This window comes from Clostridium pabulibutyricum (assembly GCF_058242705.1).
Genome location: NZ_JBZAYZ010000010.1, coordinates 43,290 through 68,910 on the forward strand (window position 1 = coordinate 43,290; position 25,621 = coordinate 68,910).

Consider the following 25,621-nt stretch of genomic DNA (forward strand, 5'->3'; position numbering starts at 1 on the left):
TGTTGCAAGCATTCGATAAATAAATGTATGTTAAAAAATATTTATAATAGGATGAATTAATTATGGATAAAGTTATAATCTTGGATGATATGGCTTATGTGAGATACAGGATAAGGAATACTATTGAAGAAGTCGGTTTCGAAGTGTATGAATCTGCTAATTCTTTTGATTTTTTCAACAAACTTTCAGATAATAAAAAGGATATTGTTCTTATAATATTGGAAGTTGGACTTGTTGGAGAAGATGGGTTTGATATATTAAAGAAAATAAAGGCAAAGGAAATTGATATTCCTGTAATGGTGCTTACAAAGCTTAATACTAGGGAAGATTTTATAAGGTGCATAAAAGAAGGGACTTCAGAGTACATTTTAAAACCTTTTAATTCAAAGATGCTGGTTGAAAGAGTAGGAAATATTGTAAAACACTATAAGAAAAATCACGAGAATGGTGAAATTAAATACTTGAATTTTCAAGAGTATATAATCAAACAAATAGAAAGAGCGAAAAATGAAAATACAGAAGTATCTATTGTAATGTCGGGTCTTGTAAAATTTGGTGTGGATAAATCTGAGAGAAAGATAGATATAAATGACAGCTATATCTCGTTTATGGACATGATCTATGAAAATTTGAAGGAGATTTTCAAAGTTCCGGATCTATTTGCCAAATATGGATTATCAACATTTATAGCGGTAATGCCGAAGTGCGGGAAAAAGGAAGCCGGGCATAGGATAAAACAAATGGATCATATCTATGAGGAGTTAGTAAAAACAGATGAAAAGTATTTAAAGTATCAGCTTTTGAATTCGGCTGTTGTATTTCCAGGAGATGGTTCAACAAAGGATGAACTTTTGGATAAACTTGCTTTGAAGATGAAATACAATATAAATTCGTAACAATATAAGGAAAAAGTATTTTATAAAGGGGCGGCCACAGTAACATAAGAAATATGTTGATGTGACCGCCCTTCTCTTATAGTCTTATATAGTCGGAATGTACATATCCGGTTTTACCTGCAACAGAAACTTTATACCACAATCCGCTTTTGCTGAGTAGTGTAACTTTTGTACCGTTTGAAAGTGAAGCTATTACTCGTCCAGTCCAAGGGCTTGTACGAAGATTCAAAGTCGAAGAAGCATTTGATAGCTTTACTGTACCTGAAACGGATTGACTGCTTTTTGAAGTACTTGAGGTTGTATTCTGCGGTGAAGATGAAATATAATTTGCAGAAACATATCCAGTTTTACCTGCAGCAGAAATTTTGTACCATCCGCTGCTTGAGCCAAGTATTGTAACTTTTGTAGCGTTTGGCAGAGTTCCTATAACTGAACCATTTGGAGAATTTCTAAAGTTCAAAACCGAAGAAGCATTTGATAATTTTACATATCCTTCTTTTGAAGATGAAGATGAAGATGAAGATCCCAGTATGGAACTTCCACTTATGTAACTGGAACTTACGTAGCCATAATTGGAGTTGTATTTTATTTTATACCAGTCTCCAACCGATCCCACAATTTCAACGGACTGGCCGTTTTTAAGACTTCCAATTGCAGAAAATGAAGTTCCTGCACCGTTTCTTACGTTTAAAGCGCCAGAACTTGATACATGTACAATCCCTGTCTTGAGATCGGTATGTGTTACTTGAGGCTGAGTCGACGAAGGATTTTGTGACGAGCTACCTAGATATATGTAACCTTTTAAAAATATATTTCCACGATTTTGCATCTGAGCATTTGTCAGTTGTTTTACGCTTCCGTCATAAGACCCCCTTATGTTGAAGTTACCTTCATTTAAATAAACGACTCCGCCTGAAACCTGTTCTACAAATCCTACATGACCATATCCTTTTGAACCTCCGCTCCATACAGCTATTGAGTTTGCTCTGGGCTCTGTTCCATAAGAATAAATACCATCCCTTGCATTTGCATACCACCAGTCTATTGCATTTCCGTAAAATTCAGAAGGTAGTGAAATTCCAAGTTTTTCAAGTACCCTTCCGTATGTAAACCAAGTACACTGGCCTGTATATCCACATTTTGAAAATATATTTCCAACACTTGTATAAGCCGAACTTTGTATGTTTGGTGTAAATCCAGAAGCATGGACATTATTTTTATATGCAAAAGAGTTAGCAGCTATCAGAGATGTCGAAATGAAGAAAGAAAATACTAGTTTTTTTGAGCTGTTCATGCCTTACCTCCCCATATATATTAAATGTACAACTAAAAAAGCCATACATATCTTTATCGATTGTATTAATGAAAAGTTTACTTTATTAATAATTAATTTAATTATACTATATATGTTTTTTATATTCTATATATATTGCAAAATAGTGACGATTCATTATATAGTAAAATAAGATATTATGTAACTGAAAGAGTTGATATCATGAATGATGATGAAAATCGGATAAGGCTGTCGGTGAGAAATCTTGTAGAATTTATATTTAGAAGTGGAAATTTAAGCAGTACGTTTACAAGTAATGTTAGGGCCGTTCAAGGGACCAAAGTACACAGGAAACTTCAAAAGCAATATGAAAGTAAGGCAACCTGCGATGAAAATATATTGAACTATGAATGTGAAGTGTTTTTAAAAGAAGAAGTAATTTATAAAGATTTCGAATTTATAGTAGAGGGACGTGCAGATGGAATAATAGTAGAAAAGGGCTGTACTGTAATAGACGAAATAAAGTCTACTGCTGTTCCTCTTGAAAATATATATGAAAACTACAATCCACTTCATATGAAACAGGCCCAGTGTTATGCATATATGTATGCTTTGCAGAATGGTCTAAAGTCAATATATGTTCAGCTTACTTACTATAATATAAAAAATGACAATACCAAGTTTATAAAGAAAAAGTTTGATTTTGGAGAACTTGAAAAATTTTTTCTGGGAGCTATTCATTCGTATTATAAATGGGCTAAGTTCAGCAAAAACTGGATTTATATAAGAAATTCATCAATTGAAAGCTTGAAATTCCCATTTGGGGTGTACAGACCGGGACAGAGAAAAATGGCCGAAACAGTATACAATACTATAAAGGCAGGCAAACGGCTTTTTATACAGGCACCCACAGGAATAGGAAAGACAATATCTACTATATTTCCAGCGTTGAAGGCCATGCAGCTTGGACTTATGACAAAGATGTTTTACCTTACTTCAAAAAATATAAATGGAGCAGCGGCGGAGCAAACTGTAAGTATGATGGAAGAGCAGGGGCTCAGATTGAAGACACTTGTACTTACATCCAAAGAAAAATTGTGTTTTCAGGAAAAGGTTGATTGCAATCCTGAGGAGTGTAAATTTGCAAAAGGACATTATGATAGGGTAAATGATGCAATATTTGATATAATAAGAGAAAATGATTTGCTGGATACAGAGACTATACTGGAATTTTCAAGACGATTTTTAGTGTGTCCTTTCGAATTTTCACTTGATATTGCATTAATGTGTGATTTAGTAATATGTGATTATAATTATGCGTTTGATCCTCTAGTTTATCTTAGAAGATTTTTTGATGAAACTTCTGAAAGTTATGTTTTTCTGGTAGATGAAGCTCATAATCTTGTAGATAGGTCGAGGGATATGTTTTCTTCTGAAATACACAAAAAACAGTTCATGGATGTGAAAAAAATAGTAGAAAAGGACTCAAAGTTAAAAAAAACATTGAATTCTGCAAATTCTTACATGATCAAGTTAAAAAACAAAGCTGAAATTGAATCCAATTATTTTGTGGTTGAAAACAAGTTGATGGAATTAGATAAAGTGTGTAGAAATGTGTCCTATTGTATGGAAGATTGGATTATAAAAAATCATGAAGACAGTAGATATGATGAAGTTTTGGATTTTTATTTCAGTTTGAATTCTTTTATAAAAATTTATGAGTTTTATAGTGAAAATTTTGTAACTTATATAAAAGCAGTAAAGGGTGATTTGATTGTAAGAATATTATGTCTTGATCCATCGAACCTTCTTGATGAGGCAATGGAAAGGGCAAAGGCATCGATACTTTTCTCAGCAACACTTTCTCCAATGAGATATTACAAGGATATTCTGGGCGGAAGTGGAGAAGATTACAATATTACACTTGGTTCTCCATTTGATCCAGAAAACAGAAAAATTCTAATATCGAGCAGAATTAATACAGTATATAAGTTCAGGGAGGGAAGCATTGATCCGATATCGGAATATATAATGGAAGCCGTATCCTGCAGAATGGGAAATTATATTGTGTTTTTTCCGTCCTACAACTATATGAATAATGTATATGATACTTTTATAGAAAAGTATCATAATATAAAAACTGCAGTTCAGAAACCTGATATGAATTTTGATGAAAAAAGAGATTTTATGGATAATTTCAATTACAGCGGCGGTACATTCATTGGGTTTGCAGTCTTGGGTGGAATGTTCTCGGAAGGGATTGATCTTAAGGGAGATAAACTTATTGGAACTATTATAATAGGTGTAGGCATTCCTAAACTGTGTATCGAACGAAATATTATAAAAAAGTATTTTGATGATAAAAATGGCTGCGGATATGAATATGCTTATACATATCCTGGAATGAACAAAGTACTTCAGTCAGGCGGCAGGGTAATAAGAACTAAAGATGACAAAGGTATTATACTTCTTCTGGATAGAAGATTTCTGACATCTCAGTATAGAAGGTTATTTCCACAGGATTGGCAGAAAAGTTCCGTGGTGAATTCAAAAGAAGATTTAAAGTGTCAATTGGAAATATTTTGGAATAAATATTAAAGGAGGATTTAAAGTGGGTAATTTTTATGGACTTCTTGGAGAAAAACTTGGACATAGTTTTTCTCCTGTAATAAATGATTTTTTATCGAAAGAAATAGGGCTTAAGGGTGCGTATAATTTGTTTGAAATTGATAGAGAAAATATCCAGGAAGCACTTGCTGCATTTAAAGTATTAAAATGCAGTGGGCTGAATGTAACAATACCTTATAAGATAGATGTCATTCCCTATCTTGATAGACTTTCAGAAGAAGCAGAAAAAATAGGAGCTGTAAATACAATAAAATTTTCGGGAAAAATACTTGAGGGTTATAATACAGATTATTATGGGTTTGGACTTACTCTCAAAAAGTATGATGTGCCTGTATATGGAAGCAAGATTGTAATTCTTGGTACCGGAGGAGTTTCAAAGGCGGTGGAAAAGTATTTGATGGATGAAGGAGCAGGAGACATAAAATATGTAAGCAGAAATCCTCAAAAATTCAAACAAAATGGTTTTGAGGTTCTATCCTATGATGATATTGAAAATTTAAGCAGATGTGATGTAATAATAAATTGTACACCATGTGGAATGTATCCTGATGTGGACAAAAGCGCAGTGGATAGAAAGATTATTGAAAAGTTTGATACTGCAGTGGATCTTATATATAATCCACAAAACACGCTTTTTTTGAAAATGGCCTCTGAGCTCGGACTTAAAACAGTAAATGGACTTTATATGCTGGCAGCCCAGAATGCAGCATCACACAATGTATGGAATGATGTTAATATTGATATTTCAGTAATTGATAAAGTTTATGCTCAAATTTCAAAATCTTTGGGAAGTGATATGTAAGTGATGGGTAATGAAAAAAATTTGGTGCTTATAGGCATGCCTGGATGTGGAAAAACAACCGTGGGAAGCAAGCTCGCATTACAAATCAACAGAGAATTTATTGATCTTGACATCTGTATTGAGAAAAATGAGAATATGAAGATATCTGAGATTTTTAGTAAAGGAGAAAAATATTTTAGGGATATTGAGACAATAATTACGAAAAAAGCCAGTGCAAAAAGAAATGCTGTGATATCCACGGGGGGCGGGATCATAAAACGCGATATAAATATGTCCATGCTAAAAAAAAATGGCATAATAATTTTCATAGATAGACCTGTTCAAAGAATAATAGAAGATATAGATGCTGAAAACAGACCTCTTTTGAAAAACAATGCCAAAAATGTGAATCAGTTATTTGAGGAGCGGTATGAAATATACAATAAATATTGTGATTTTAAGGTAAATAATACTGATCTAAATAGTACAGTGCAAAATATTTTGAATATAGTTGGAGGAGTGAGAAACGATTGAAAAAATTCTTGGAAGTCGGGAAGGTTAAAATAGGGGATGGAATTCCGAAGGTGTGTGTTCCTATGACTTGTGTTACAAAAGACAGTCTGCTGCACAAGGCAGCTGTTCTAAGAAGTGCAGAGTGTGACATTGTGGAATGGCGTGCGGATTTTTTTGAAAATGTGGATGATATAAGTGAAGTAATAAATGTACTTGGGGAAATAAAAAAATCACTTGGGGAAAAGATTCTCATTTTTACATTCAGAAGCTTTGAAGAGGGTGGAAATAAAAAAGTAAAACAACAATTTTATGCAGAACTAAACAAAAATGTTATACTCTCAAAAATTGCCGATATAATCGACATTGAATTGTTTAACTGCGATGTGAAATCCATGGTGAACATGGCACACCAAAATTCCTTGAAGGTTGTACTTTCAAATCATGATTTTGAAAGTACACCTGAAAAGAGTGAAATTTTAAGAAGATTGAATCTTGAATGTGAATTTGGAGCTGACATATGCAAAATCGCAGTAATGCCTGTAATACCTCAGGATGTCCTTTCACTTCTTGAGGCAGGCTGTGAGATGAAGAGGCAGCACGAGAATATTCCGGTTGTAACAATATCAATGGGAGGTATGGGGTTGGTAAGCAGATTTTCAGGTGAAATATTTGGTTCTGATATAACTTTTGCATCATCAGGAAAATCCTCTGCACCGGGGCAAATATCAATTGAAAAATTGAATTGTATTTTAAAACTTGTACATGAAAATATAAAAAATAATGTGTAAAGCTTTTTAATATAATAATAAGGTGATAATAACATGCATATTTTTAAATAATAAAGTTATATAAAAATATGTTTGGAAAGGTTGTTTATGAAAAAAATAAAAAGTATTATAATTGAGGTAGCAGTTATAACTATTATTTTTTCTATTGTTATTATCGCCGATTTGGTTGATATTCAAATAAAAGATTCATCTCAGAATTCGATAAACATACAGGATATGCAGGGCATGCTGAGCAATCAAAAAAAAGAATTGTATAGAATTGAAAATGATATTATAAAAATCAAAAATCAAATGGCAGAATTGAAAAAGGATGTGTCATCTGGGAAAAAAGATAGTAAAGGCTGGAATCAAAAAGTGATTAAGTACAATCATAAAATTGAACAGTACAACAGCAAGATGAAGGAATATAATAAAAAGATGAATAAATATTATGACGATTGTGTCCGTTATGAAAAAAGAATGGGCGTTAAGAATTGGATGAAATCAGTTGTTGGAACGGAGTAGCTTCAAATATTTATTTTAATGAAACTGGGTGATGATGTGAAAAATAAAGGCAAAATTTCTCCAATTATATTTTTGGTGTTTGGCTTGCTTCTTATGATACTTGTGTCGGGAATGTCTGTTAGAAATTACGTAAAGGAAAGCAAGAGCCAAAATAATTCTCAAAAAATAAGTTATGAGAAAACAAAAAATAAAATATTTTTTAATGAAACAAAGCAAAATTTTGCTAATGTATCATTAAAAATATTTAAGTCACGAAAGGTTCTTGAACTTTATGGAGATAAAAAAATTATTGGAAGGTTTAAAATAGGTCTCGGACAACAAAAAAGTGGTCCTAAGGAAAAAGAGGGTGATAGCAAGACCCCAGAGGGGAATTATTATGTATGTTACATAAATACAAATAGCAAGTACAAATATTTTTTTGGCATAAGTTATCCTAATGTAGATGATGCTGAAAGAGGGCTTAAAAAAAATATGATAGGAAAAGTAACCTACAATGAGATAAAAAGTGCAATTGATGACAGAAGAATGCCGCCATGGCATACAGCTCTTGGAGGCGAGATAGGAATCCATGGAGGTGGAACAAAAACTGACTGGACTTATGGATGCATAGCCATGGATAATGACGACATAGCTATATTGAATCAATATGTTAAAGTAGGAAGTTCCGTTTATATATATAAATAAAACTATGAAATTTTTGATAAAGGTGTTATAATATAAATATAAATGATTTTCATTTTTAATTAGATTAAATTTAAACAATTAATTGTTTAAATTTATATTTTTAAAAAATATACACCCGACAGGGGTGGGGAGGTTTTCATGGATTGTTGTATGAATGAAGATAAAAAGAAAGCTCTTCAGGCGTTGAAGACATCAAAAGGACAAATTGATGGAATAATAAAAATGATTGAAGAGGGGAGGTATTGTATAGATATATCTAATCAAATAATTGCGGCTCAAGCGCTTTTAAAGAGGGCCAATCTTATGATACTGAGACAACACTTGGATAATTGTGTGAAGGATGCTTTTTTAAATAACAAAGGTGAAGAAAAGGTCGATGAAATAATGAACCTTTTAAAAAAACTTCTTGACTGATAATTTTACAGGGAGGGATAAAATTGGAAGATGTAACTTTGAAAATACAGGGAATGACTTGCGCAGCATGTGCAAGAGCTGTTGAAAAGGCCGCACTTAAGGTAGATGGTGTTTGTGAGGCGAATGTTAATTTTGCAACTGAAAAATTGAAGTTAAGTTTTGATTCAGATGAAGATGTAATTACAGATGTAAAGAAATCCATAAGCAAGTCAGGTTACAAGGCACTTGATGGATCAGCTATGGACGACGATGCAAAGAGAAAAAGCATGGAAATTGCAAATTTGAAAAAGAGGTTTGTAATGTCGGCTATATTTGCAGTTCCCCTTTTGATTGTAGCTATGGTACCTATGATATTGGAACAATTTGGACTTATGCTTCCAGAATATCTGGATCCAATGAGGCATGTTAGAATTTACGGAATCATACAACTTGCGCTTGTTATACCAATTATGATCACAGGAAGAAAATATTTTATAGTGGGTTTTAGATCACTTTTTATGAAAAACCCAAATATGGATTCTCTTATAGCTATAGGAACATCTGCAGCATTTATATACAGTTTTGTTTCTGTAGCAAGGACATTTTTAAGTGGAGTGCAGTATCATATGTATTTTGAATCGGCTGGAGTTATTCTTACTCTTATAACTTTGGGAAAATATTTTGAATCACTGGCAAAAGGGAAAACTTCCGAGGCTATAAAAAAGCTTATGAATCTTGTTCCTAAAACTGCGAATGTAATGAGGGACGAAAAGGAGGTTAAGATTTCCGTTGATAAAGTAAAAACGGGAGATATCGTTATTGTAAGGCCCGGTGAGAAAATACCTGTAGATGGCGAAATCGTAGAAGGAAATACATCTATTGATGAATCAATGCTTACGGGAGAAAGCATACCTGCAGAAAAGAAGGTTGGAGATACAGTTATAGGAGCAAGTATAAACAAATATGGTTTTATAAAGTATAAAACTACTAAAATCGGCAGTGAAACTGTGCTTGCACAGATAATAAAACTTGTTGAAGAAGCACAAGAATCAAAAGCTCCTATAGAAAAGCTGGCGGATGTTGTTGCGGGATATTTTGTACCTGTTGTCATAGGTCTTGCTGTTATAGCAGCTGCTGGATGGCTATTATACGGAGAATCTTTTGTATTTTCAACAACAATATTTATATCGGTACTTGTAATTGCATGCCCTTGTGCACTTGGACTTGCAACTCCGACGGCAATTATGGTTGGAACAGGCAAAGGTGCCGAGAATGGAGTACTTATAAAAAGCGGAGTGGCACTTGAAGCGGCACATAGAATACAAACCGTTGTGCTTGACAAAACTGGTACCATAACTGAAGGAAAACCGAAGATTACAGATGTGGTTCCTGTTGAAGGAATAAATGAAGACTACCTTGTGAAAATTGCAGCATCTTGTGAAGCTGCATCAGAGCATCCACTGGGAGAGGCTATTGTAAAAGAAGCAGAGAAAAGAAAAACAGGATTTTATAAAATAGATTCATTTAAAGCCCTGTCAGGACGAGGAATTCAGGCCGTAATTAAGAAAAAGAGTGTGCTGCTTGGAAATAAGAAGCTGATGGACGACAATAATGTTGATGTTTCCAGCATTGAAAATAAGGCGTATGATATGTCATCCGATGGAAAAACTCCAATGTATGCTGCCGTAGATGGAAAAGTTATAGGAATACTGGCAGTAGCTGATACTGTAAAAAATACAAGTAAAAGGGCTATAGACAAACTTCATTCACTTGGAATTGAAGTTGTGATGATGACTGGGGACAATAAAAACACTGCCGATGCAATAGGAAGACAGACAGGAGTGGATAGAACACTTGCAGAGGTAATGCCGGAAGATAAAGCTGCAGAAGTTAAGAAGCTTCAAAGCGAAAATAAAAGGGTTGCAATGGTTGGGGATGGTATAAATGATGCACCTGCTCTTGCACAGGCCGACATAGGTATGGCAATAGGTTCGGGAACTGATATAGCAATTGAATCTGCAGATATAGTTCTTATGAAGAGTGATCTTTTAGATGTGGTTACAGCTATAGACTTAAGCAGAAAAACCATAAAAAATATAAAGGAAAATCTTTTTTGGGCGTTTGGATACAATACACTTGGAATTCCAATCGCAATGGGCATACTGTTTATATTTGGAGGCCCTCTTTTAAATCCGATGATAGCAGCACTTGCTATGAGTTTCAGTTCTGTGTCGGTGCTTTTAAATGCACTTAGACTTAAAAAATTCAAACCTAGTATTTAACCAATACACATTATTGTATGATTAAATAAATAATATTTATAAAATGAAGGGAGATAGTTTTATGTTTTTCAATAATAAAATGAAAAAAACTGTTCATGTTGAAGGGATGAGTTGTCAGCATTGTGTCCAGCATGTCAAGTCGGCTTTGGAGTCAATAGAAGGTGTATCAAGTGCTAAAGTTGACCTTGCCAGCAAGAAAGCTGTTATAAAGTCTGCATCGGAAATAGATGATTCTGACATAAAAGCAGCGATTGAAGAAGCTGGTTATGAAGTTGCAGGTATAGACAAATAGGCAAAATATAACTGAAATAAAAATAGTACAGGGTTAGACAACTGTACTATTTTTATTTGAAAAATATTATATAATAATGAAAAAACATGTTGATACAGATAAAAAAATATAGTATAATAGTTTCATGATGAATGACTTTTAGATTTAGTTGAATCTGAGAGTTAATCGCCCACAATCTTATAATTAAATATATAATTATGCCTATTGATTTATTCAATGGGTATTTTTTTATGATTCATAGACAAATGTACTACACTAATTACAACAATTTGCTATACAATAATATCATCATGTATTATAATTAATATAACAGGTTATGAATAATAAGAGCAATACTAAATCAATTTTATGAGGAGAAAATAATCATGTCATTGAATGATTTAACTGATAAATCCATCGAGAAAGACTTAAGATATTTGAAACTTCTTTCTAAAGAATATCCTACAATATCAAGTGCGAGCACGGAAATAATAAATTTACAGGCAATACTTAACTTGCCTAAGGCAACCGAACATTTTATAAGTGACATACATGGTGAATACCAGTCTTTTACTCATGTTCTTAGAAATGCATCAGGAGTAATAAAAAGAAAAATAGATGAAGTGTTTTTAAACGAGCTTACCTCAACACAAAAGTCGCAGTTGGCAACTATAGTATATTATCCGGAAGAAAAATTGAAAATTGTAAAAAGAGAATGCGGCGACTTGAATAAATGGTATTCTATGACATTGTATCAACTCATACAATTGTGTAAGAATGTATGCTCCAAATATACACGTTCAAAAGTAAGAAAAGCGCTGCCTCGAGATTTTGCATATATAATAGAAGAGCTTTTGCATGAGCAGGGTGATAAGATAGATAAAAAAGCTTATTACAGGGAAATAATACGTACTATAGTAAATATAGGACGAGCCGATGAATTTATAATAGCAATTTCCAAAGTTATACAGGACCTTGCTGTAGACAGGCTTCACATAATAGGTGACATATATGACAGGGGACCTGGAGCCGAAATAATAATGGATGCTATAATTAGACATCATTCAGTTGATGTCCAGTGGGGAAATCATGATGTGTTGTGGATGGGAGCGGCATCGGGATGCGAGGCTTGTGTGGCAAATGTACTCAGGATATCTTTAAGGTATGCAAATTTAAATACTGTGGAAGACGGATATGGAATAAACATGCTTCCTCTTGCAACCTTTGCCATGGAATTTTACGATAATGATTCATGTAAGAACTTCATGCCAAAAACTATAGATAAGGATATTGCTAGAAATGATCTGCTCTTGTTTGCAAAAATGCACAAAGCTATATCGGTGATACAGTTCAAACTTGAAGGAAATATAATAAAAAAGCATCCGGAATTTAAGATGGATGACAGGCTTCTTCTTCATAGGGTGAATCAAAAGGAAGGTCTGATAAAAATTGAGGATAAGACTTATGAATTAAATGATATAAATTTCCCTACGATAGATTGGGAGGATCCATACAAATTGACCGATAGGGAGAATTGTCTTATAAGAAAGATTACTAAATCCTTTGTAAACAGTGAAAAACTTCAGAAGCATATAAAATTTTTGTATGACAAGGGAAAAATGTATCTTGTCTACAATTCCAATCTTATGTATCATGGCTGTATACCATTAAATGAAGATGGAAGTTTCAAGAGGATAAAAATAGATGGATTTACGTATAGCGGGAAAAGTTTTCTGGACAAATGCGATATAATAATACGGGATGCGTATTTTGAAAAGGATGATATAAGAAAGAAAAAAAACAGCATGGATATGCTCTGGTATATGTGGTGCGGTAAAGATTCACCACTGTTTGGAAAGAAAAAAATGACAACATTCGAAAGATACTTTGTAAATGATAGTGAAGCTCACTATGAAGAAAAAATTCCTTATTACAAGTATAGGGATGACGAAAAAGTCTGCAGAAGAATACTCTGTGATTTTGACCTTTTATCGGAAGATTCACATATAATAAATGGACATGTTCCGGTAAAGACAAAAGATGGTGAAAGTCCAATAAAAGCCGGAGGCAGGCTGCTTGTAATTGATGGAGGATTCTGCAAAGCATATCAACCACAGACAGGAATAGCAGGATATACTCTTATATACAATTCATATGGATTTCTTCTTACGTCCCACGAGCCGTTTACGTCAATAAAAGATGCAGTTGAAAATGACAGGGACATTATATCTTCAACTGTAATCCTTGAGCATTCGGCAAAGAGAAAAAGAGTTGCAGATACAGATATAGGAAGTGAATTGAAGAAACAGGTTGAAGACCTTGAGAGGCTTCTCGCAGCTTACATGAAGGGATATATAAAGGAATATAAGAAATAAATTCTACAAATTAATATTTTGTAAAACATGTATATTGTAAACTAAAAATGTAATAATTATAAGTGAAATTGCATCTAACCTATGTTATAATAAAGTAAATTAAGTATTTTATCATGATATAGCTATATATAATTTTAAAAGTTTAGGAGGCGGCCTATTGCTGAAATGCGAAATTTGCGGTAAACTAGCAGACAAACATCACATAGTTTATAGAAGCCAGGGGGGAGTCGATTTCCCTTTGAATTTTAGGTATCTTTGTCCAGAACACCATAGAGGAAAATCTGGACCGCATAAAAGTAGACGGGTTGATTTAGAGTACAAGCTTGAGATGCAGGATAAGCTTGAAAAAATACTGAATAGGAAGTTTTATACCTTGGATGAGCTGGTAAAGCTTCTTCAGATAAACAAGGGTATGCTAAAAAAACTTCTGAAGGAATATAAATTATATAAAGAAGGATATAAAAGTTCAGATATAATATTCAGGCTTATGGGAAGAAAGAAGTACACAAAATATATGCTGGAAGAATATTATGATTTTATAGCAAGAACTTAAAAAGTACTTTTGAAAATACAATATTGATTATATATATGTTAAATGACAAGTGAGGTAGACAAAACACTTGTCATTTATTGCAAATCAATGTTCTATTAAAATTATTAGGTTAGGTAAAGGGGGCTGTTAATTATGAAGGAAAACATACTCATGTTACTAACGCTAGATGAAATAAGCAATATTACTAAAGGATTGAAAATTGCACTGGATTCTATATCGGAAGGCAATACGGAAATAGATGACAAGCAGGAAGATAATATAGAAGATGTGTTGAATAAATTGCTTCAGGTTGAGGCTGAATGCTCAAGATGATGTGGTGTATATTTTAAATTCTTTGATTTGGGGAAGTTACGAGCTTCCCTAAATTCGAGGAAACATTTAATTTAACTTTTTATTCTTCTGATTCCGTTAAATGCCTCTAATGTCAAAATACAAAACAAGGAGAATTATATACTATGAATATAGCATTTTTTCTTACTCCCAAGAAAGATATTGTTTATGAAAGTCTGGATTCAACAATGAGACAAATACTTGAGAGAATGGAAGCGCACAGATATACGGCAATTCCCATTATAGACAAATTCGGAAAATATGTTGGAACAGTTACAGAAGGCGATCTTCTTTGGAAGTTGAAAAATACTCCTGATCTTAATTTTAAAAATACAAGCAAAGTTCATTTGAGAGATGTACCGAGACATATGAAGAATAACCCGGTTCATATAAATTCTGATATGAAAGACCTGGTATCACTTGCAGTGAATCAAAATTTTGTACCTGTATTGGATGACAATGAGATATTTATTGGAATAATAAAGAGAAGTGACATAATAAACTACTGTTACAAAGAGATATTTTCCAAAAATAAACAAAGTTTAAGTTCAAAAATATAAATGATCCATGTCAGCAAATGCATATTTTTAAGACACTTGCTGACATGAAGTCATGTGCAGCTATTTAGAAAAAACTTTGAAATAATGTTTAAGAACGTTTGCCATTCCTTGGTTGGACGCTTTTTTTAGTGAAATGAAATCATTCGGATTTACGGTATTTATTTCTTTCATTGCTCCGACTAGAAAATCTGTAAAAATGTTGATTTTTGAAATACCTTCTGTTGCACATTTGTGAAGATTATCATCTCCGGAACCGGAACTGCCGTGTAGAACCAATGGGATTTTTACAGCTTCCGCTAATTCATGAAGCCTTTCGAAATTCAATACTGGTTTTTTGTTGTTCTTATAAATACCATGGGCAGTACCTATAGAGACCGCCAGAGAATCTATATCGGTTTTTTGTGCAAAGGATACAGCTTCTCTGGAAGTTGTATATATCGAATCGGTTTTTTCGGGATTGCTGTAATTTTCACCCTGACCAACATGTCCAATTTCTGCTTCAACAGTTACTTTGTTAAGGTGTGCCAATTTAACAACTTCTTTAGTTGTTTCTACGTTTTCTCGAAAGCTTTTCATTGATGCATCAATCATAACAGAGGTAAAGCCAAGTTCAATGGCATATTTAATGTAGTCGATATCTTTACCGTGGTCAAGATGCAACACAATTGGAACTTTAACACTTTCGGCCATGAATTTTCCAACAAACGCGGCTTCTTCCAAAGAAATCACGCTTCTATGGGCTTGTGCAAAGGACAAAATGATAGGTTTGTCTAATTCCTCTGCAGTTTGAACAAATGTTCTAGCAGAATCCAGATCCAGAAAATCTGGTGCAGGAACTCCGTAATGATTTTTTTTAGCATGTAATAACAGCTCTTTTGAATTGATTAACATTTTTTACCACCTCGTTATTTATAATTATACTATTCACCTAAAAGTATTACCTTGCACGTGCGGGAGCGGGATCTTGTGCGGTCAAAATCTACAAAATATATATAGCCTGTTGTACCAACGCCCAAGCTTCCGTTATAAACTTCAAATGTCTGGCTTGAACCAAGCAAGGTTGCTTTTAGGTGAGCGTCGCAGTTAAGCAGAGCAGAACGATCACCGTTAGGAAGATAGGTATATGCATTTGTCCACGATGCAACAGCTTCATAGTGTTTTTTGCCGGGATAATTATATTGTCCTTCTGCGACATTGTCTGGAATGATCTTTTGAAGAACATTATTTAGGTCGGCCTGAAGAAATTCATCGCCGTCTTTGGTATAGTCATGGACAAATTCTTCAAAGAATACGGAACATGTAGTATGCGGGGATATAATAACGCAAATACCGTTCTGAATTTTGCTTGCTGTGATTATTTTTTTTACGGAAGATGTGATGTCGAAGAAACTGGGAGTTTTACCGTGAGATGTCAAATTAATCTGTTCTCTATAAATACTCATAATTATAACCTCCAATATGAATTAATCTCGATCGTGTATTACTTTTAACATTGCATTTGCCCATTCTTTTATGCGCTGTTTTGGATCGGGTGCTTTAAGGATACCACTGGTTCCTCCTGTACCATCGGCACCAAGCTTTATTACGTTATATACATCTTCTGCGGTTGTAACACCAGAAGCTATCATTACCAGTATGGTTGGATCAATTTGTCTGATTTTTGATGTGGTTTCGATTACATAGCTATTATCGGCAACTTTTCCTGTACCAATTAATTCTGTAGGTTCGCATAAAATAATGTCTGGCTTCATCTTTGAGATTGAAGTACCTTCAACTACAGAGTCAGCACATACAATGGCAATCATATCTAATTCATGTGCTCGCTGGATAGTTTTAAACAGTTCGGTTAATGTCATTGGATTTTCAGCATGATTTAGAAAAATTGCACCAGCACCAGCTTCTTTTAATGACTCAGGGAGTACATGTCCCATGCCAGGGCCGGGTTTCAAGGCCTCCATATGCTGTGCAGTTACAATTAAATTGTTGGTGCTGCTTTTGATATAGCGTATATCTGCAAAAGGACATGTAAAGAAAATTTCTATACCTGTTTCAACTGCGATTTTATCGGCATATAATGCTAAATCCAAAGATTGCTTTCCATATAGATAAGACTTGGGATTTACCACTAAAAATGGTGTTTTAATTTTCATAAAATATTTACCTCCATTCAAAATATATTACCAATGGTAAACATATTATACCATAGATAAATATGTACTTCAACATAGAAATTGTAAAATGACATAAATTGCAGGTATAAAGCTATATAACATATGAAGTACTATAGTATACCAGTGGTATAATATGAAAAGCTGGATTATGTACACTTGTGTATTTGTGCTTGATGATTTTGTATAAATATATTATTATTAAAATTGGCTCATAGTAGTGTTTAATAAAAGGGAGGAGTTGTATATGAAAAGAACAGGTATTCCATTGTATTTGGAGATTAAAAACAAGATGATATCTTATTTTTCAAATATGGAATATTATTCACCTCTTCCAAGTGAGCGTGAATTATCTCATACATTTAATGCAAGCAGGCCGACTATAAGAAAATCGTTGGAAGAGCTGGAAACAGAAAACATAATTGTGAGAATTCAAGGGAAAGGTACATTTTATGTTGGAAACAAAGTTCCTATAGATTATTCTGATGCCAGCCATAATGGACTTGGCTTATATAGTATTTTAAATTCAGTGGGGAAATTCACTAAAAGCCGTGTGCTTCAGCAGACAATTGAATTTCCAAAATCGGATGTGGCTATCCGATTAAATATGCCTAAAACCGACATGGCATTTCATTTGAAAAGACTTCGATATGTGAATGATAACTTATATTCTATAGCGGATGATTATATTCCGCTGAAGGTGTGTCCGAATTTGGTGGATGTTGATTTTACAGATCACTCCCTTTTTAGGATGCTTGAAGAAAATCATGTTATTCCATATAAAGAAGATAAAAATATAGAAATTAGAAGGGCAGATATAAAAGAGGCAACTTATCTTAATTTAAAAGAAGATGATCCTATTTCAGTGACTCACATTATCACTTATGACAAGGATGGCGGCATTATTCAATATGCAATTTCCAGGTCGGATGCTTACAAGAGCAGATTTAGAATAATAACTACAAAGGACTAATTCACGAATAAGTATTTTCTTAAAAAATGCTTGAATATTGTATTGACAATTTATAAAATAAGTGATACTATCATATCAATAAAATTAAATCTTTTGACAGGGAAGAGTAGCTGTGACATTTAGTTTAAGAGAGTCTGGGATGGTGGAATCCGGATACTTTGATGCATTGTGAATGGACCCGAGAGGAGTAAATCGAAATCAATCGAGAGTAGTAGTTACCGTTTGCCATACGTTATAATGGATAGGGCATGTTAGTGCCTGAAACAAGAGATGCATAAAGTGCATAACTTAGGTGGTACCGCGGATATTCCGTCCTATTTTTATAGGACGGTTTTTTTAATTGCCAAATTTTAGATATGCATTGATACATAAACATATTTTATATTAAATAGGGAAGGTGTAAAAAATGAACTTAAAAAAAATGATAATAAATTCAATATTGCTTGCCATAGGTGCTATACTTCATCAGATTGTACCTCCAATTCTATTTGGAATGAAGCCGGATGTTTCACTTGCGATGCTTTTTATAATAATCATACTCAATAAAGATTATAAAACATGCCTTGCATCTGGCATAGTTGCAGGAATTCTAGCTGCGGCAACGACTACTTTTCCAGGTGGACAATTTGCAAACATAATAGATAAACTTATAACTACCAATGTAATGTTTTTGATTTTGAAACCATTCAGAGATAAATTGTCAAATCAGATAAAGGTTGTATTTACAACAGCTATGGGCACTATCGTAAGTGGTTCTTCATTTCTGACAGTTGTTATTTTGACAGTGGGACTTGGAGGAAGCTTTAAAGCATTGTTTTTATCGGTTGTACTTCCTGCAGCGGTTGTAAATACTATAGTTGGAGTATGTTTGTTTAATATAATAAATACAGCTGTAAAAAGAGGGGCAGTTAAGGAGATATAGGACAAAGAGTTGGTCCCTGAAATTTGAAGTAAGTTTAATTGTGTATAAATTACAGTCTATATGAGAAGTATATAAACAAAATTGTTTATATAAAGATGTATTTGAAGGGAAAGATACTGATGCCTGAGAAATATTGGCCAGAAACAGTGATACTGTGGGGAGCAGGTGCAACCAGGTATCTTGGAATTTATACTACAAAAGAACTTTCAAAGATAATTTTGAATATAGTTTTGGGAGACTTTTCATTTCTTGAAAATAAGAATGACGTATTATCTAATTCTTTTAAAGAACTTGTAAATCTGAGGTTGGGTGATAATGGAGATATATCCCGAATATACGACTTCGAGGCATTATCGATAATAATAAAAGTAAATCCTAAATTCAATTTAAATGAACTTTTTACGATGATGGATCAACTTTTGGAAAATGACCAGGGATTTAATGCCTTTGTCAATGGTGAAAACAGATTTTTAAGAGTTGAGAGAATAAAAGCTGCAAAACGCTGTCTTGTATTTTTAATAGAAGAACTGGAAAGACTTGCAGTACAAAATAGACCGGGCTTTTTTGACGAGTACAGAATAAAGCCGTATTATGATTTTTCAACAGTTCTGTCAAAGCTTATGACAGATGAGGCGCAGGAGTTTTATAAAAGAGGGTATAAAACAGATACGAGAAAATTTTACATGTATTCCTATGCAGTAGTTTCTTTTAACTGGGATCCTGTGTTGTCGTGGAATATATATAATTCCAGTATTGTAGAAAACAGGCGCAGGATTGATTTAGGGGGAGGACATGTGCTTGAACAGTCAATGGACTACGGAATTCAAATTGCTTCAAGAAGCAATGACGAAACAGGCATATATTATACAACAGATGAGTCAACCTGCAGACAGATAAATAAATCGAACAATTCATCACGACTTCTTAGAACAGGAAAAATTCTTTTTCCTCATGGAATGTTTGGGTGCAGGGTATGCCCGGAATGCGGCAAGTCAATAGCAGACTTCTCACAAAATACAAACAGACTGTCCACAAAATGTTTTGGACCGTCTATTTCTTCTTTGCTTCAATCGGGATGGCAGTATAATACTCTCAAGGAGAAAAAATATAAAAATGGTGCAATAGAATGTCCTTATTGTGGTCAGATAACTTATCCCTATGACATGCCCATTATAATGCAGACTTCTTTGAGAAATAAAAACATGTTCCCGCTTTACGAGATAAGAAGCGAACTTGGTCTTTTGTTAAAAAACGCAAGGCATATTATATTTGCAGGATATAGCCTTCCGGAAGATGATATGATGGTGAAAACTTTTTTTATGTCTTCAATTGCGGGAACAAACAGGGAAAAATTAAGCTGTACCATTATAAACCATGATCCAAAATATAAAAACATGGAAGGTTGGATTGAAGGAAGTAATATAATGGACTATATAAATGAAAATAAGTATTCTTCTGCTTCAAGATCTATAAGAAGTATATGTGATATATTTAACATAAACAATACTAGATTATCATTAAATGGAATACCTGATGTGTTTATTGAGAAGAAAAAGATAAGCACAAATAAAGTTATAGATCTCTTGTATCCACAGAATTGCTTTGGAGAAGGGTTTCCTATAATAAGAAAAGCTTGAGATTTAAAAATTGTATTTTTTTTAACTATATATATTGAAAATATAATAGTATATGCTAAAATTAAATTGTCGGTATTTAAATAAACTGAACTAAATTTTATAAAGGAGGGTTTCGCGTTATATCCATTAGAGGAATAACAGCGAAGAGAGTTATGGAAAAAAGAATAAGAGTTTGGTCAAAGATCAGTGTGAGGCAGTTGGCCATAATAGGGATGTTGTCTGCAATTTCTATAGTACTTGGTATAACTGGATTGGGTTTTATACCTATTCCACCTGTAAAGGCGACTATAATGCATATACCTGTTATAATAGGAGCCGTACTTGAAGGACCTGTTGTAGGTGCCTTTGTTGGATTGATATTTGGAGTTTTTAGCATAATACAGGCAATTACAGCACCAACACCAGTTTCATTTGTTTTTATAAATCCTTTAGTGTCAGTACTTCCTAGAGTCATTATAGGTATAATGTCTTATTATGTATATGTTTCTATAAAGACTAGAAAGAAGATTCTAAAGGTGGCAGTTGCGTCTTGTGTAGGTTCACTTATAAATACAGCAGGGGTTCTTGGACTCATATCTGTAATATATTTGGTTCCATATGCAAAAGCTTTGAATATAAGTGTATCTGCTGCAAAGAAAGGAATAATTACGGTAGGATTCTTAAATGGAATTCCAGAGGCAATTTTGTCTGTAATTATAACTGTTGGCGTGGTGGGAGCCGTAAAGAAAATGAGACATAAATAATGAAATTAAACCCTAGGCTTTATCTTAGGGTTTTTATTTGATGGGAAAGGTGAAGAATGTGAAGGAAATTTCTTTTAATAGTATAGAAGGTATAAGAATTGGAAATGCACAAAATTTTGATGGACAAACTGGCTGCACTGTACTTATTTGTGAAAAAGGAGCTCCGGCAGGAGTGGATGTAAGAGGTGGTTCCCCTGGTACAAGGGAAACTGATCTTTTAAATCCAGTTAACCTTGTAGATAGGATTCATGCAGTAATGCTTTCAGGCGGAAGTGCATTTGGGCTTGATGCTGCAAGTGGCGCGATGCAATATCTTGAAGAGAGAAATATAGGATTTGATGTTGGGGTGACAAAGGTTCCGATAGTTTGCAGTGCGGTTTTGTTTGATCTCAAAATAGGAAATTATAAAATAAGGCCTGATAAAAAAATGGGATATGAGGCCTGTAAAGACGCCGAATTAAATATAGTTAAAAATGGCAATGTAGGTGCTGGAACCGGGGCCACAGTTGGAAAAATATCTGGTATTGAACATTCGATGAAAGGTGGCCTTGGAGTATTTGCCGTGCAGGAGGGTGAATTGAAAGTCGGTGCTGTGGTTGCGGTTAACTGTCTTGGAGATGTGGTGGATCCGAAAAATAAAAATATAATTGCAGGTGTACTTGGAGATGATGGAAAACATTTTTTAAATAGTGAAAAGATAATGCTTGAAAGATATCGTGACAGAAAAAATTTGTTTAGTGGGAATACTACGATAGGTGCAGTTGTAACAAATGCAAAGTTTACTAAAACGGAGATGAATAAAATTGCACAAATGACCCATGATGGATATGCAAGGACAATGAATCCTGCACATTCAATGTTTGATGGTGATACTATATTTTCAATGTCTACAGGTGATATTGAAGCTGATATGAGTGTCGTTGGATTTTTATCGGCAAATGTTATGGAAAAAGCTATCCTAAGAGCTGTACAAAGTGCCGATTCGGTGTTTGGTTTTAAATCATACAAAGATATTTCAAAGTAACATAATTGTGAATAAAACCCACGAAGGCGGTTTTATTCACAACTTTCATCATGGCTTCCAACACCGAAGTCAGTGTTGTTCCATAGAACTTCAATATTTTCATTGTTTTCAAGGAAAGAAAAATTTTCTTTGAACCATTCTACTAGCTTATCATCTCTTTTTATGTCTGTAGAATTCTCCACAAATATATTTATACATCCATATTCAAAATATTTGAGAAGGAAATCTATATCTTTTTTTATCATCTCTTTTGTCTGCCCTTTTATGCCGATCATAAGACATATGGATTTAAAATACCTAGATACTTCAAGCGGTCCTGAAAAAACAGCTCCCTTTTTTAAAAACTTATTTCTGAAATTATCATCGAAGGTTTCAATTCCGCATTTAAAAACTACAGGTATATTGAAGAAGTTTTCTATTTCATAAAGGTGTTTTCTATATGACCAGTGGCTCTCAAAAAACAGCTTTTTTATGTTCTTTGATACTGTTATCGATTTTATATCATTTAGAGTAGCTCTCGGAAGTTCAAAACAGCTTCCCGAATTTATTACTTCGAGAGAATTATATTTTCCTGTAATTTTTTGTAGTATTTTACGATTGAATTGTATATCTTTTTCTATATCGGTATCATTGTCATCTATGTAATCGCAAAATGAACATTGCCCCCATCTGCAAGGAGGTGATTTTAAAAGAACTATCTCTCTTTTATTTTTATTTTCTATGCAACTGTAGCGAATCATGTCAACTCCTCCTTTGGCATTACAATTATTTATGATAACATTATTTATAAATAATTTAAAGATTGAAGTTATTGTATTGTTTTAAATCTGGAGTATTATTGACAAATCTGTCAATAATATAAACTATGGTGGGGATAGCAATGATTTTAGATTTTATATTAAAAAATAAACGTTTTTTAAAATATGCTGTTTCAGGTACTATAAACACATTAATAACGTTAATATCCTACAATATATTTATAAGATTGGATGTTAATTACATATTGGCTAATTTTATAGCATATTGTCTTGGAGTGTTGAATGGATTTGTATTAAACAAAAGGTGGGTATTCAAGTCTAATGGTAAGATAAGGGTACTTCTACCAAAGTTTATTACAGTTAACGTCATGTCACTTACGTTTAGCAGTATGCTGCTGTTTTTTCTGGTTAATGGAGCAGCTTTCAATAAAATAGCCGCACAACTTACAGCAACTATGATAACAGGAATCTTTAACTATACAATGAATAGATTATGGACATTCAGCTGAAAGTATATCTTGTATAGGCTATAATAAATAGAATAGTGGAAATGTGGTAATATTAAAGCATAAAGTCAAGAAAACTGAAGGATATTTGAAGGGAGGGTGAGTGTATATATTATTAATTTTCATACAAGTATTTTGGAGGGCAAAGTCACAAATATAAACAATATATTTGTGGAAAGTGTTTTAGCTTGTTTCTTGAATCTAACTTCTATGAAAAAGAATTTTACGCTAAAAGATATATGGAGACTGTATAGTATTTTTAAGATTCCATTCAATATTATGTGAAACGGTTTAAAAAATTCCTGAGACTGCACATTTAACTAGAAAATGAATATATTGATTTAAAATGTATTGACTTTCTCAGAGCTCTGGAGTAAAATTTATAAATGTTCAAAGTTGTATTGAGTTTTAATTCAAGTTTTGAGATGAAAGAGGTTCACTAGCTCAGTTGGTAGAGCACATGACTTTTAATCATGTTGTCCGGGGTTCAATTCCCCGGTGAGCCACCAATTATTAAAAAAAATATATATGTGCAACATATGTTGTAATTATGCAGGTGTGGCGGAACTGGCAGACGCACTAGACTTAGGATCTAGCGCCTATGGCGTGGGGGTTCAAATCCCTTCACCTGCACCATTTTTAATATACAGAGTCTATTTTGTATTGTGGAGCGGAATTAGATAAAAGTCTAATTCTCTATTTTATTCTACAGGTTATACAAAAAAGTTCTGTGTGTTTTTTGTACAGAAAATTGAAGGAGAAAGGGGAGAAGTTTTATGGATTTGGATAAGACATTTTTTCAAAAGTTTTTAAAGGGTTTGTTTTCTGAGCCGGTTAAGGTAAAATATTGGGATGGTACGGAAGAAAATTTTGGTGATGGACAACCAAAATTTGAAATAATATTCAATGATAAAATACCAAAAAAAAGTATTTTAAATGATCCTTTTATGACTCTTGGAGAAGCATATATGGATAAGATTCTTGATTTTAAAGGGAATATAAGAGAAATACTTGAATCGGTTTATAAAAATAAAGAAAGTTTTTTGAATAATGCAGGTGTTTTTTCAAAACTGTATAAAATAAAGCCAAATACGCTTAAAAGAAGTAAAGAAGATGTACAGTATCATTATGATGTTGGAAATGATTTTTACAGTCTTTGGCTTGATAAGACGATGACTTATTCCTGTGCTTATTTTAAACGTGAGGATGATTCTCTGTATCAGGCTCAGCTAAACAAAGTGGACCATATATTAAAAAAACTCAATTTGAAGGAGGGGCAAAAACTCCTTGATATAGGGTGTGGTTGGGGTGAGCTTATAATAACGGCTGCTAAGGAATATGGTGTTAATGCTCTTGGAATAACTTTGAGTAAAGAGCAATTCAGCAAGGCAAAGGAAAGAATCAAGGAGAATAATCTTGAAGGAAAAGTTGATGTAAGGCTTGCAGATTTTAGAGAATTGGCAAGTGAGAAATCTTATCAATTTGATAGAATAGTAAGTGTAGGAATGATAGAACATGTGGGAAGAAAAAATCTCCATGTATACATGGAAGATATAAATTCGATGCTTGTTAAGGGAGGAATTTCGCTCCTACATTGCATCACAGCACAAAAAGAGGCTGAAGCAAATCAGTGGATAAAGAAATACATATTCCCTGGTGGTTATATACCGTCTATAAGGGAACTTGTAAGTCTTATGGCGGACAACGAACTTCATCTTGTAGATGTTGAAAGCCTCAGGCTTCATTATTATAAAACTTTGAAATGCTGGGCTCAGAATTTTGAAGATGCAATTGAGGATGTAAGAAAAATAAAAGATGAAAGATTTATAAGAATGTGGGATTTGTATTTAAATGCGTGTTCAGCGTCTTTTCATTATGGAGTAATAGATCTTCATCAATTTGTGTTTACCAAAGGTTTAAACAATGAAATGCCACTTACAAGAGAAAATTTATATTGTGATTAATAAAAAAGCCAGAGTGGGTTAGTATATGCCCTGGCTTTTGTTTTTTGACTTTATAGATATATATTAATATGCTAATATATTAGTTGATTTGTTGT

At 33.4% G+C, this 25,621-nt stretch carries 26 protein-coding genes, 2 tRNA genes and 1 other annotated feature; of the genes, 23 read left to right on the forward strand and 5 right to left on the reverse strand.

Annotated features, from left to right (window positions below):
• Nucleotides 1-62: 62 nt before the first annotated feature.
• Nucleotides 63-896, forward strand: coding sequence for a response regulator transcription factor (locus AC4CVH_RS11320; RefSeq protein ID WP_490787866.1), 834 nt, complete (start codon nucleotides 63-65; stop codon nucleotides 894-896).
• A gap of 76 nt (nucleotides 897-972) precedes the next feature.
• Here the strand turns inward: AC4CVH_RS11320 and AC4CVH_RS11325 are convergent, their stop codons facing one another.
• Nucleotides 973-2,190, reverse strand: coding sequence for an SH3 domain-containing protein (locus AC4CVH_RS11325; protein ID WP_490787867.1), 1,218 nt, complete (start codon nucleotides 2,188-2,190; stop codon nucleotides 973-975).
• Nucleotides 2,191-2,391: 201 nt separating this feature from the next.
• Here AC4CVH_RS11325 and AC4CVH_RS11330 point away from each other — a divergent pair, with 201 nt between their 5' ends.
• The 13 genes from AC4CVH_RS11330 to AC4CVH_RS11390 all read left to right on the forward strand — a co-directional run bounded on the left by AC4CVH_RS11330 (nucleotide 2,392) and on the right by AC4CVH_RS11390 (nucleotide 14,831).
• The gene (locus AC4CVH_RS11330) at nucleotides 2,392-4,767 is read left to right on the forward strand and encodes an ATP-dependent DNA helicase (RefSeq protein ID WP_490787868.1); all 2,376 of its coding nucleotides are present in this window, start codon (nucleotides 2,392-2,394) and stop codon (nucleotides 4,765-4,767) included.
• Nucleotides 4,768-4,780: 13 nt separating this feature from the next.
• Nucleotides 4,781-5,599: a shikimate dehydrogenase gene (aroE, locus tag AC4CVH_RS11335; RefSeq protein WP_490787869.1), complete on the forward strand. Its 819-nt coding sequence runs from the start codon at nucleotides 4,781-4,783 to the stop codon at nucleotides 5,597-5,599.
• A 3-nt stretch (nucleotides 5,600-5,602) separates the two neighbouring features.
• Nucleotides 5,603-6,112, forward strand: coding sequence for a shikimate kinase (locus AC4CVH_RS11340; protein ID WP_490787923.1), 510 nt, complete (start codon nucleotides 5,603-5,605; stop codon nucleotides 6,110-6,112).
• The gene (gene aroD, locus AC4CVH_RS11345) at nucleotides 6,109-6,879 is read left to right on the forward strand and encodes a type I 3-dehydroquinate dehydratase (protein ID WP_490787870.1); all 771 of its coding nucleotides are present in this window, start codon (nucleotides 6,109-6,111) and stop codon (nucleotides 6,877-6,879) included. The genes AC4CVH_RS11340 and aroD overlap by 4 nt, the downstream gene beginning before the upstream one ends.
• Nucleotides 6,880-6,966: 87 nt before the next feature.
• Entirely contained in the window at nucleotides 6,967-7,383 is a 417-nt protein-coding gene (locus tag AC4CVH_RS11350) for a hypothetical protein (RefSeq protein WP_490787871.1), read from the forward strand.
• Nucleotides 7,384-7,419: 36 nt separating this feature from the next.
• On the forward strand, nucleotides 7,420-8,067 hold the full coding sequence (locus AC4CVH_RS11355; protein ID WP_490787872.1) for a L,D-transpeptidase family protein: 648 nt from the start codon (nucleotides 7,420-7,422) through the stop codon (nucleotides 8,065-8,067).
• A gap of 150 nt (nucleotides 8,068-8,217) precedes the next feature.
• Nucleotides 8,218-8,481, forward strand: coding sequence for a metal-sensing transcriptional repressor (locus tag AC4CVH_RS11360; protein WP_490787924.1), 264 nt, complete (start codon nucleotides 8,218-8,220; stop codon nucleotides 8,479-8,481).
• Nucleotides 8,482-8,534: 53 nt separating this feature from the next.
• On the forward strand, nucleotides 8,535-10,742 hold the full coding sequence (locus tag AC4CVH_RS11365; protein WP_490787925.1) for a heavy metal translocating P-type ATPase: 2,208 nt from the start codon (nucleotides 8,535-8,537) through the stop codon (nucleotides 10,740-10,742).
• 61 nt (nucleotides 10,743-10,803) lie between these two features.
• Entirely contained in the window at nucleotides 10,804-11,034 is a 231-nt protein-coding gene (locus AC4CVH_RS11370; RefSeq protein ID WP_490787873.1) for a heavy-metal-associated domain-containing protein, read from the forward strand.
• Nucleotides 11,035-11,399: 365 nt separating this feature from the next.
• Nucleotides 11,400-13,388, forward strand: a complete 1,989-nt coding sequence (locus tag AC4CVH_RS11375) for a fructose-1,6-bisphosphatase (protein ID WP_490787874.1) — start codon at nucleotides 11,400-11,402, stop codon at nucleotides 13,386-13,388.
• 157 nt (nucleotides 13,389-13,545) lie between these two features.
• Complete coding sequence (locus tag AC4CVH_RS11380) at nucleotides 13,546-13,941, forward strand: HNH endonuclease (protein ID WP_490787875.1); 396 nt, start codon at nucleotides 13,546-13,548, stop codon at nucleotides 13,939-13,941.
• Between the two features lie 132 nt (nucleotides 13,942-14,073).
• On the forward strand, nucleotides 14,074-14,253 hold the full coding sequence (locus AC4CVH_RS11385) for a hypothetical protein (RefSeq protein WP_490787876.1): 180 nt from the start codon (nucleotides 14,074-14,076) through the stop codon (nucleotides 14,251-14,253).
• Nucleotides 14,254-14,396: 143 nt separating this feature from the next.
• Entirely contained in the window at nucleotides 14,397-14,831 is a 435-nt protein-coding gene (locus AC4CVH_RS11390; RefSeq protein WP_490787877.1) for a CBS domain-containing protein, read from the forward strand.
• A 60-nt stretch (nucleotides 14,832-14,891) separates the two neighbouring features.
• On the opposite strand, the gene AC4CVH_RS11395 is transcribed toward AC4CVH_RS11390, so the two are convergent.
• From AC4CVH_RS11395 to AC4CVH_RS11405, 3 genes are read right to left on the reverse strand one after another with little or no spacing between them, the layout of a single operon-like run.
• The gene (locus AC4CVH_RS11395; protein WP_490787878.1) at nucleotides 14,892-15,722 is read right to left on the reverse strand and encodes a class II fructose-bisphosphate aldolase; all 831 of its coding nucleotides are present in this window, start codon (nucleotides 15,720-15,722) and stop codon (nucleotides 14,892-14,894) included.
• 29 nt (nucleotides 15,723-15,751) lie between these two features.
• Nucleotides 15,752-16,273 carry a YjbQ family protein gene (locus AC4CVH_RS11400; RefSeq protein WP_490787879.1) on the reverse strand — a complete coding sequence of 174 codons (522 nt, stop codon included), beginning with the start codon at nucleotides 16,271-16,273 and terminating at the stop codon, nucleotides 15,752-15,754.
• Between the two features lie 21 nt (nucleotides 16,274-16,294).
• On the reverse strand, nucleotides 16,295-16,981 hold the full coding sequence (locus AC4CVH_RS11405; RefSeq protein WP_490787880.1) for a triose-phosphate isomerase: 687 nt from the start codon (nucleotides 16,979-16,981) through the stop codon (nucleotides 16,295-16,297).
• A gap of 265 nt (nucleotides 16,982-17,246) precedes the next feature.
• On the opposite strand from AC4CVH_RS11405, the gene AC4CVH_RS11410 reads away from it, so the two are divergent.
• The 5 genes from AC4CVH_RS11410 (at nucleotide 17,247) to AC4CVH_RS11430 (ending at nucleotide 22,298) form a co-directional block, all read left to right on the forward strand.
• Entirely contained in the window at nucleotides 17,247-17,972 is a 726-nt protein-coding gene (locus tag AC4CVH_RS11410) for a GntR family transcriptional regulator (RefSeq protein ID WP_490787881.1), read from the forward strand.
• Nucleotides 17,973-18,056: 84 nt separating this feature from the next.
• Nucleotides 18,057-18,292, forward strand: a binding site (T-box leader).
• An 86-nt stretch (nucleotides 18,293-18,378) separates the two neighbouring features.
• Complete coding sequence (locus AC4CVH_RS11415; RefSeq protein ID WP_490787882.1) at nucleotides 18,379-18,894, forward strand: tryptophan transporter; 516 nt, start codon at nucleotides 18,379-18,381, stop codon at nucleotides 18,892-18,894.
• A 119-nt stretch (nucleotides 18,895-19,013) separates the two neighbouring features.
• Nucleotides 19,014-20,531 (forward strand): hypothetical protein, encoded by a 1,518-nt coding sequence (locus tag AC4CVH_RS11420; protein WP_490787883.1) that lies wholly within the window; start codon nucleotides 19,014-19,016, stop codon nucleotides 20,529-20,531.
• Between the two features lie 152 nt (nucleotides 20,532-20,683).
• On the forward strand, nucleotides 20,684-21,274 hold the full coding sequence (locus AC4CVH_RS11425) for an ECF transporter S component (RefSeq protein WP_490787884.1): 591 nt from the start codon (nucleotides 20,684-20,686) through the stop codon (nucleotides 21,272-21,274).
• 58 nt (nucleotides 21,275-21,332) lie between these two features.
• Nucleotides 21,333-22,298 carry a P1 family peptidase gene (locus AC4CVH_RS11430; protein WP_490787926.1) on the forward strand — a complete coding sequence of 322 codons (966 nt, stop codon included), beginning with the start codon at nucleotides 21,333-21,335 and terminating at the stop codon, nucleotides 22,296-22,298.
• Between the two features lie 32 nt (nucleotides 22,299-22,330).
• On the opposite strand, the gene AC4CVH_RS11435 is transcribed toward AC4CVH_RS11430, so the two are convergent.
• Nucleotides 22,331-23,038, reverse strand: coding sequence for a radical SAM protein (locus AC4CVH_RS11435; RefSeq protein WP_490787885.1), 708 nt, complete (start codon nucleotides 23,036-23,038; stop codon nucleotides 22,331-22,333).
• Between the two features lie 140 nt (nucleotides 23,039-23,178).
• Here AC4CVH_RS11435 and AC4CVH_RS11440 point away from each other — a divergent pair, with 140 nt between their 5' ends.
• The 4 genes from AC4CVH_RS11440 (at nucleotide 23,179) to AC4CVH_RS11455 (ending at nucleotide 25,526) form a co-directional block, all read left to right on the forward strand.
• Nucleotides 23,179-23,565, forward strand: a complete 387-nt coding sequence (locus AC4CVH_RS11440; protein ID WP_490787886.1) for a GtrA family protein — start codon at nucleotides 23,179-23,181, stop codon at nucleotides 23,563-23,565.
• A gap of 430 nt (nucleotides 23,566-23,995) precedes the next feature.
• Nucleotides 23,996-24,071 (forward strand) — tRNA-Lys (locus AC4CVH_RS11445).
• 43 nt (nucleotides 24,072-24,114) lie between these two features.
• Nucleotides 24,115-24,198: transfer RNA gene (locus tag AC4CVH_RS11450), tRNA-Leu, on the forward strand.
• A 146-nt stretch (nucleotides 24,199-24,344) separates the two neighbouring features.
• Nucleotides 24,345-25,526, forward strand: coding sequence for a class I SAM-dependent methyltransferase (locus AC4CVH_RS11455; protein ID WP_490787927.1), 1,182 nt, complete (start codon nucleotides 24,345-24,347; stop codon nucleotides 25,524-25,526).
• The last annotated feature ends 95 nt before the right edge of the window (nucleotides 25,527-25,621 follow it).

Bases quoted from the DNA above. Each gene is read 5' to 3' on its own strand.
- AC4CVH_RS11320 (WP_490787866.1), top strand. From the start codon at position 63: ATGGATAAAGTTATAATCTTGGATGATATGGCTTATGTGAGATACAGG.
- AC4CVH_RS11325 (WP_490787867.1), bottom strand. From the start codon at position 2,190: ATGAACAGCTCAAAAAAACTAGTATTTTCTTTCTTCATTTCGACATCT.
- AC4CVH_RS11330 (WP_490787868.1), top strand. From the start codon at position 2,392: ATGAATGATGATGAAAATCGGATAAGGCTGTCGGTGAGAAATCTTGTA.
- AC4CVH_RS11340 (WP_490787923.1), top strand. From the start codon at position 5,603: ATGGGTAATGAAAAAAATTTGGTGCTTATAGGCATGCCTGGATGTGGA.
- AC4CVH_RS11350 (WP_490787871.1), top strand. From the start codon at position 6,967: ATGAAAAAAATAAAAAGTATTATAATTGAGGTAGCAGTTATAACTATT.
- AC4CVH_RS11360 (WP_490787924.1), top strand. From the start codon at position 8,218: ATGAATGAAGATAAAAAGAAAGCTCTTCAGGCGTTGAAGACATCAAAA.
- AC4CVH_RS11365 (WP_490787925.1), top strand. From the start codon at position 8,535: ATGACTTGCGCAGCATGTGCAAGAGCTGTTGAAAAGGCCGCACTTAAG.
- AC4CVH_RS11370 (WP_490787873.1), top strand. From the start codon at position 10,804: ATGTTTTTCAATAATAAAATGAAAAAAACTGTTCATGTTGAAGGGATG.
- AC4CVH_RS11375 (WP_490787874.1), top strand. From the start codon at position 11,400: ATGTCATTGAATGATTTAACTGATAAATCCATCGAGAAAGACTTAAGA.
- AC4CVH_RS11385 (WP_490787876.1), top strand. From the start codon at position 14,074: ATGAAGGAAAACATACTCATGTTACTAACGCTAGATGAAATAAGCAAT.
- AC4CVH_RS11390 (WP_490787877.1), top strand. From the start codon at position 14,397: ATGAATATAGCATTTTTTCTTACTCCCAAGAAAGATATTGTTTATGAA.
- AC4CVH_RS11395 (WP_490787878.1), bottom strand. From the start codon at position 15,722: ATGTTAATCAATTCAAAAGAGCTGTTATTACATGCTAAAAAAAATCAT.
- AC4CVH_RS11400 (WP_490787879.1), bottom strand. From the start codon at position 16,273: ATGAGTATTTATAGAGAACAGATTAATTTGACATCTCACGGTAAAACT.
- AC4CVH_RS11405 (WP_490787880.1), bottom strand. From the start codon at position 16,981: ATGAAAATTAAAACACCATTTTTAGTGGTAAATCCCAAGTCTTATCTA.
- AC4CVH_RS11410 (WP_490787881.1), top strand. From the start codon at position 17,247: ATGAAAAGAACAGGTATTCCATTGTATTTGGAGATTAAAAACAAGATG.
- AC4CVH_RS11415 (WP_490787882.1), top strand. From the start codon at position 18,379: ATGAACTTAAAAAAAATGATAATAAATTCAATATTGCTTGCCATAGGT.
- AC4CVH_RS11420 (WP_490787883.1), top strand. From the start codon at position 19,014: ATGCCTGAGAAATATTGGCCAGAAACAGTGATACTGTGGGGAGCAGGT.
- AC4CVH_RS11425 (WP_490787884.1), top strand. From the start codon at position 20,684: ATGGAAAAAAGAATAAGAGTTTGGTCAAAGATCAGTGTGAGGCAGTTG.
- AC4CVH_RS11435 (WP_490787885.1), bottom strand. From the start codon at position 23,038: ATGATTCGCTACAGTTGCATAGAAAATAAAAATAAAAGAGAGATAGTT.
- AC4CVH_RS11440 (WP_490787886.1), top strand. From the start codon at position 23,179: ATGATTTTAGATTTTATATTAAAAAATAAACGTTTTTTAAAATATGCT.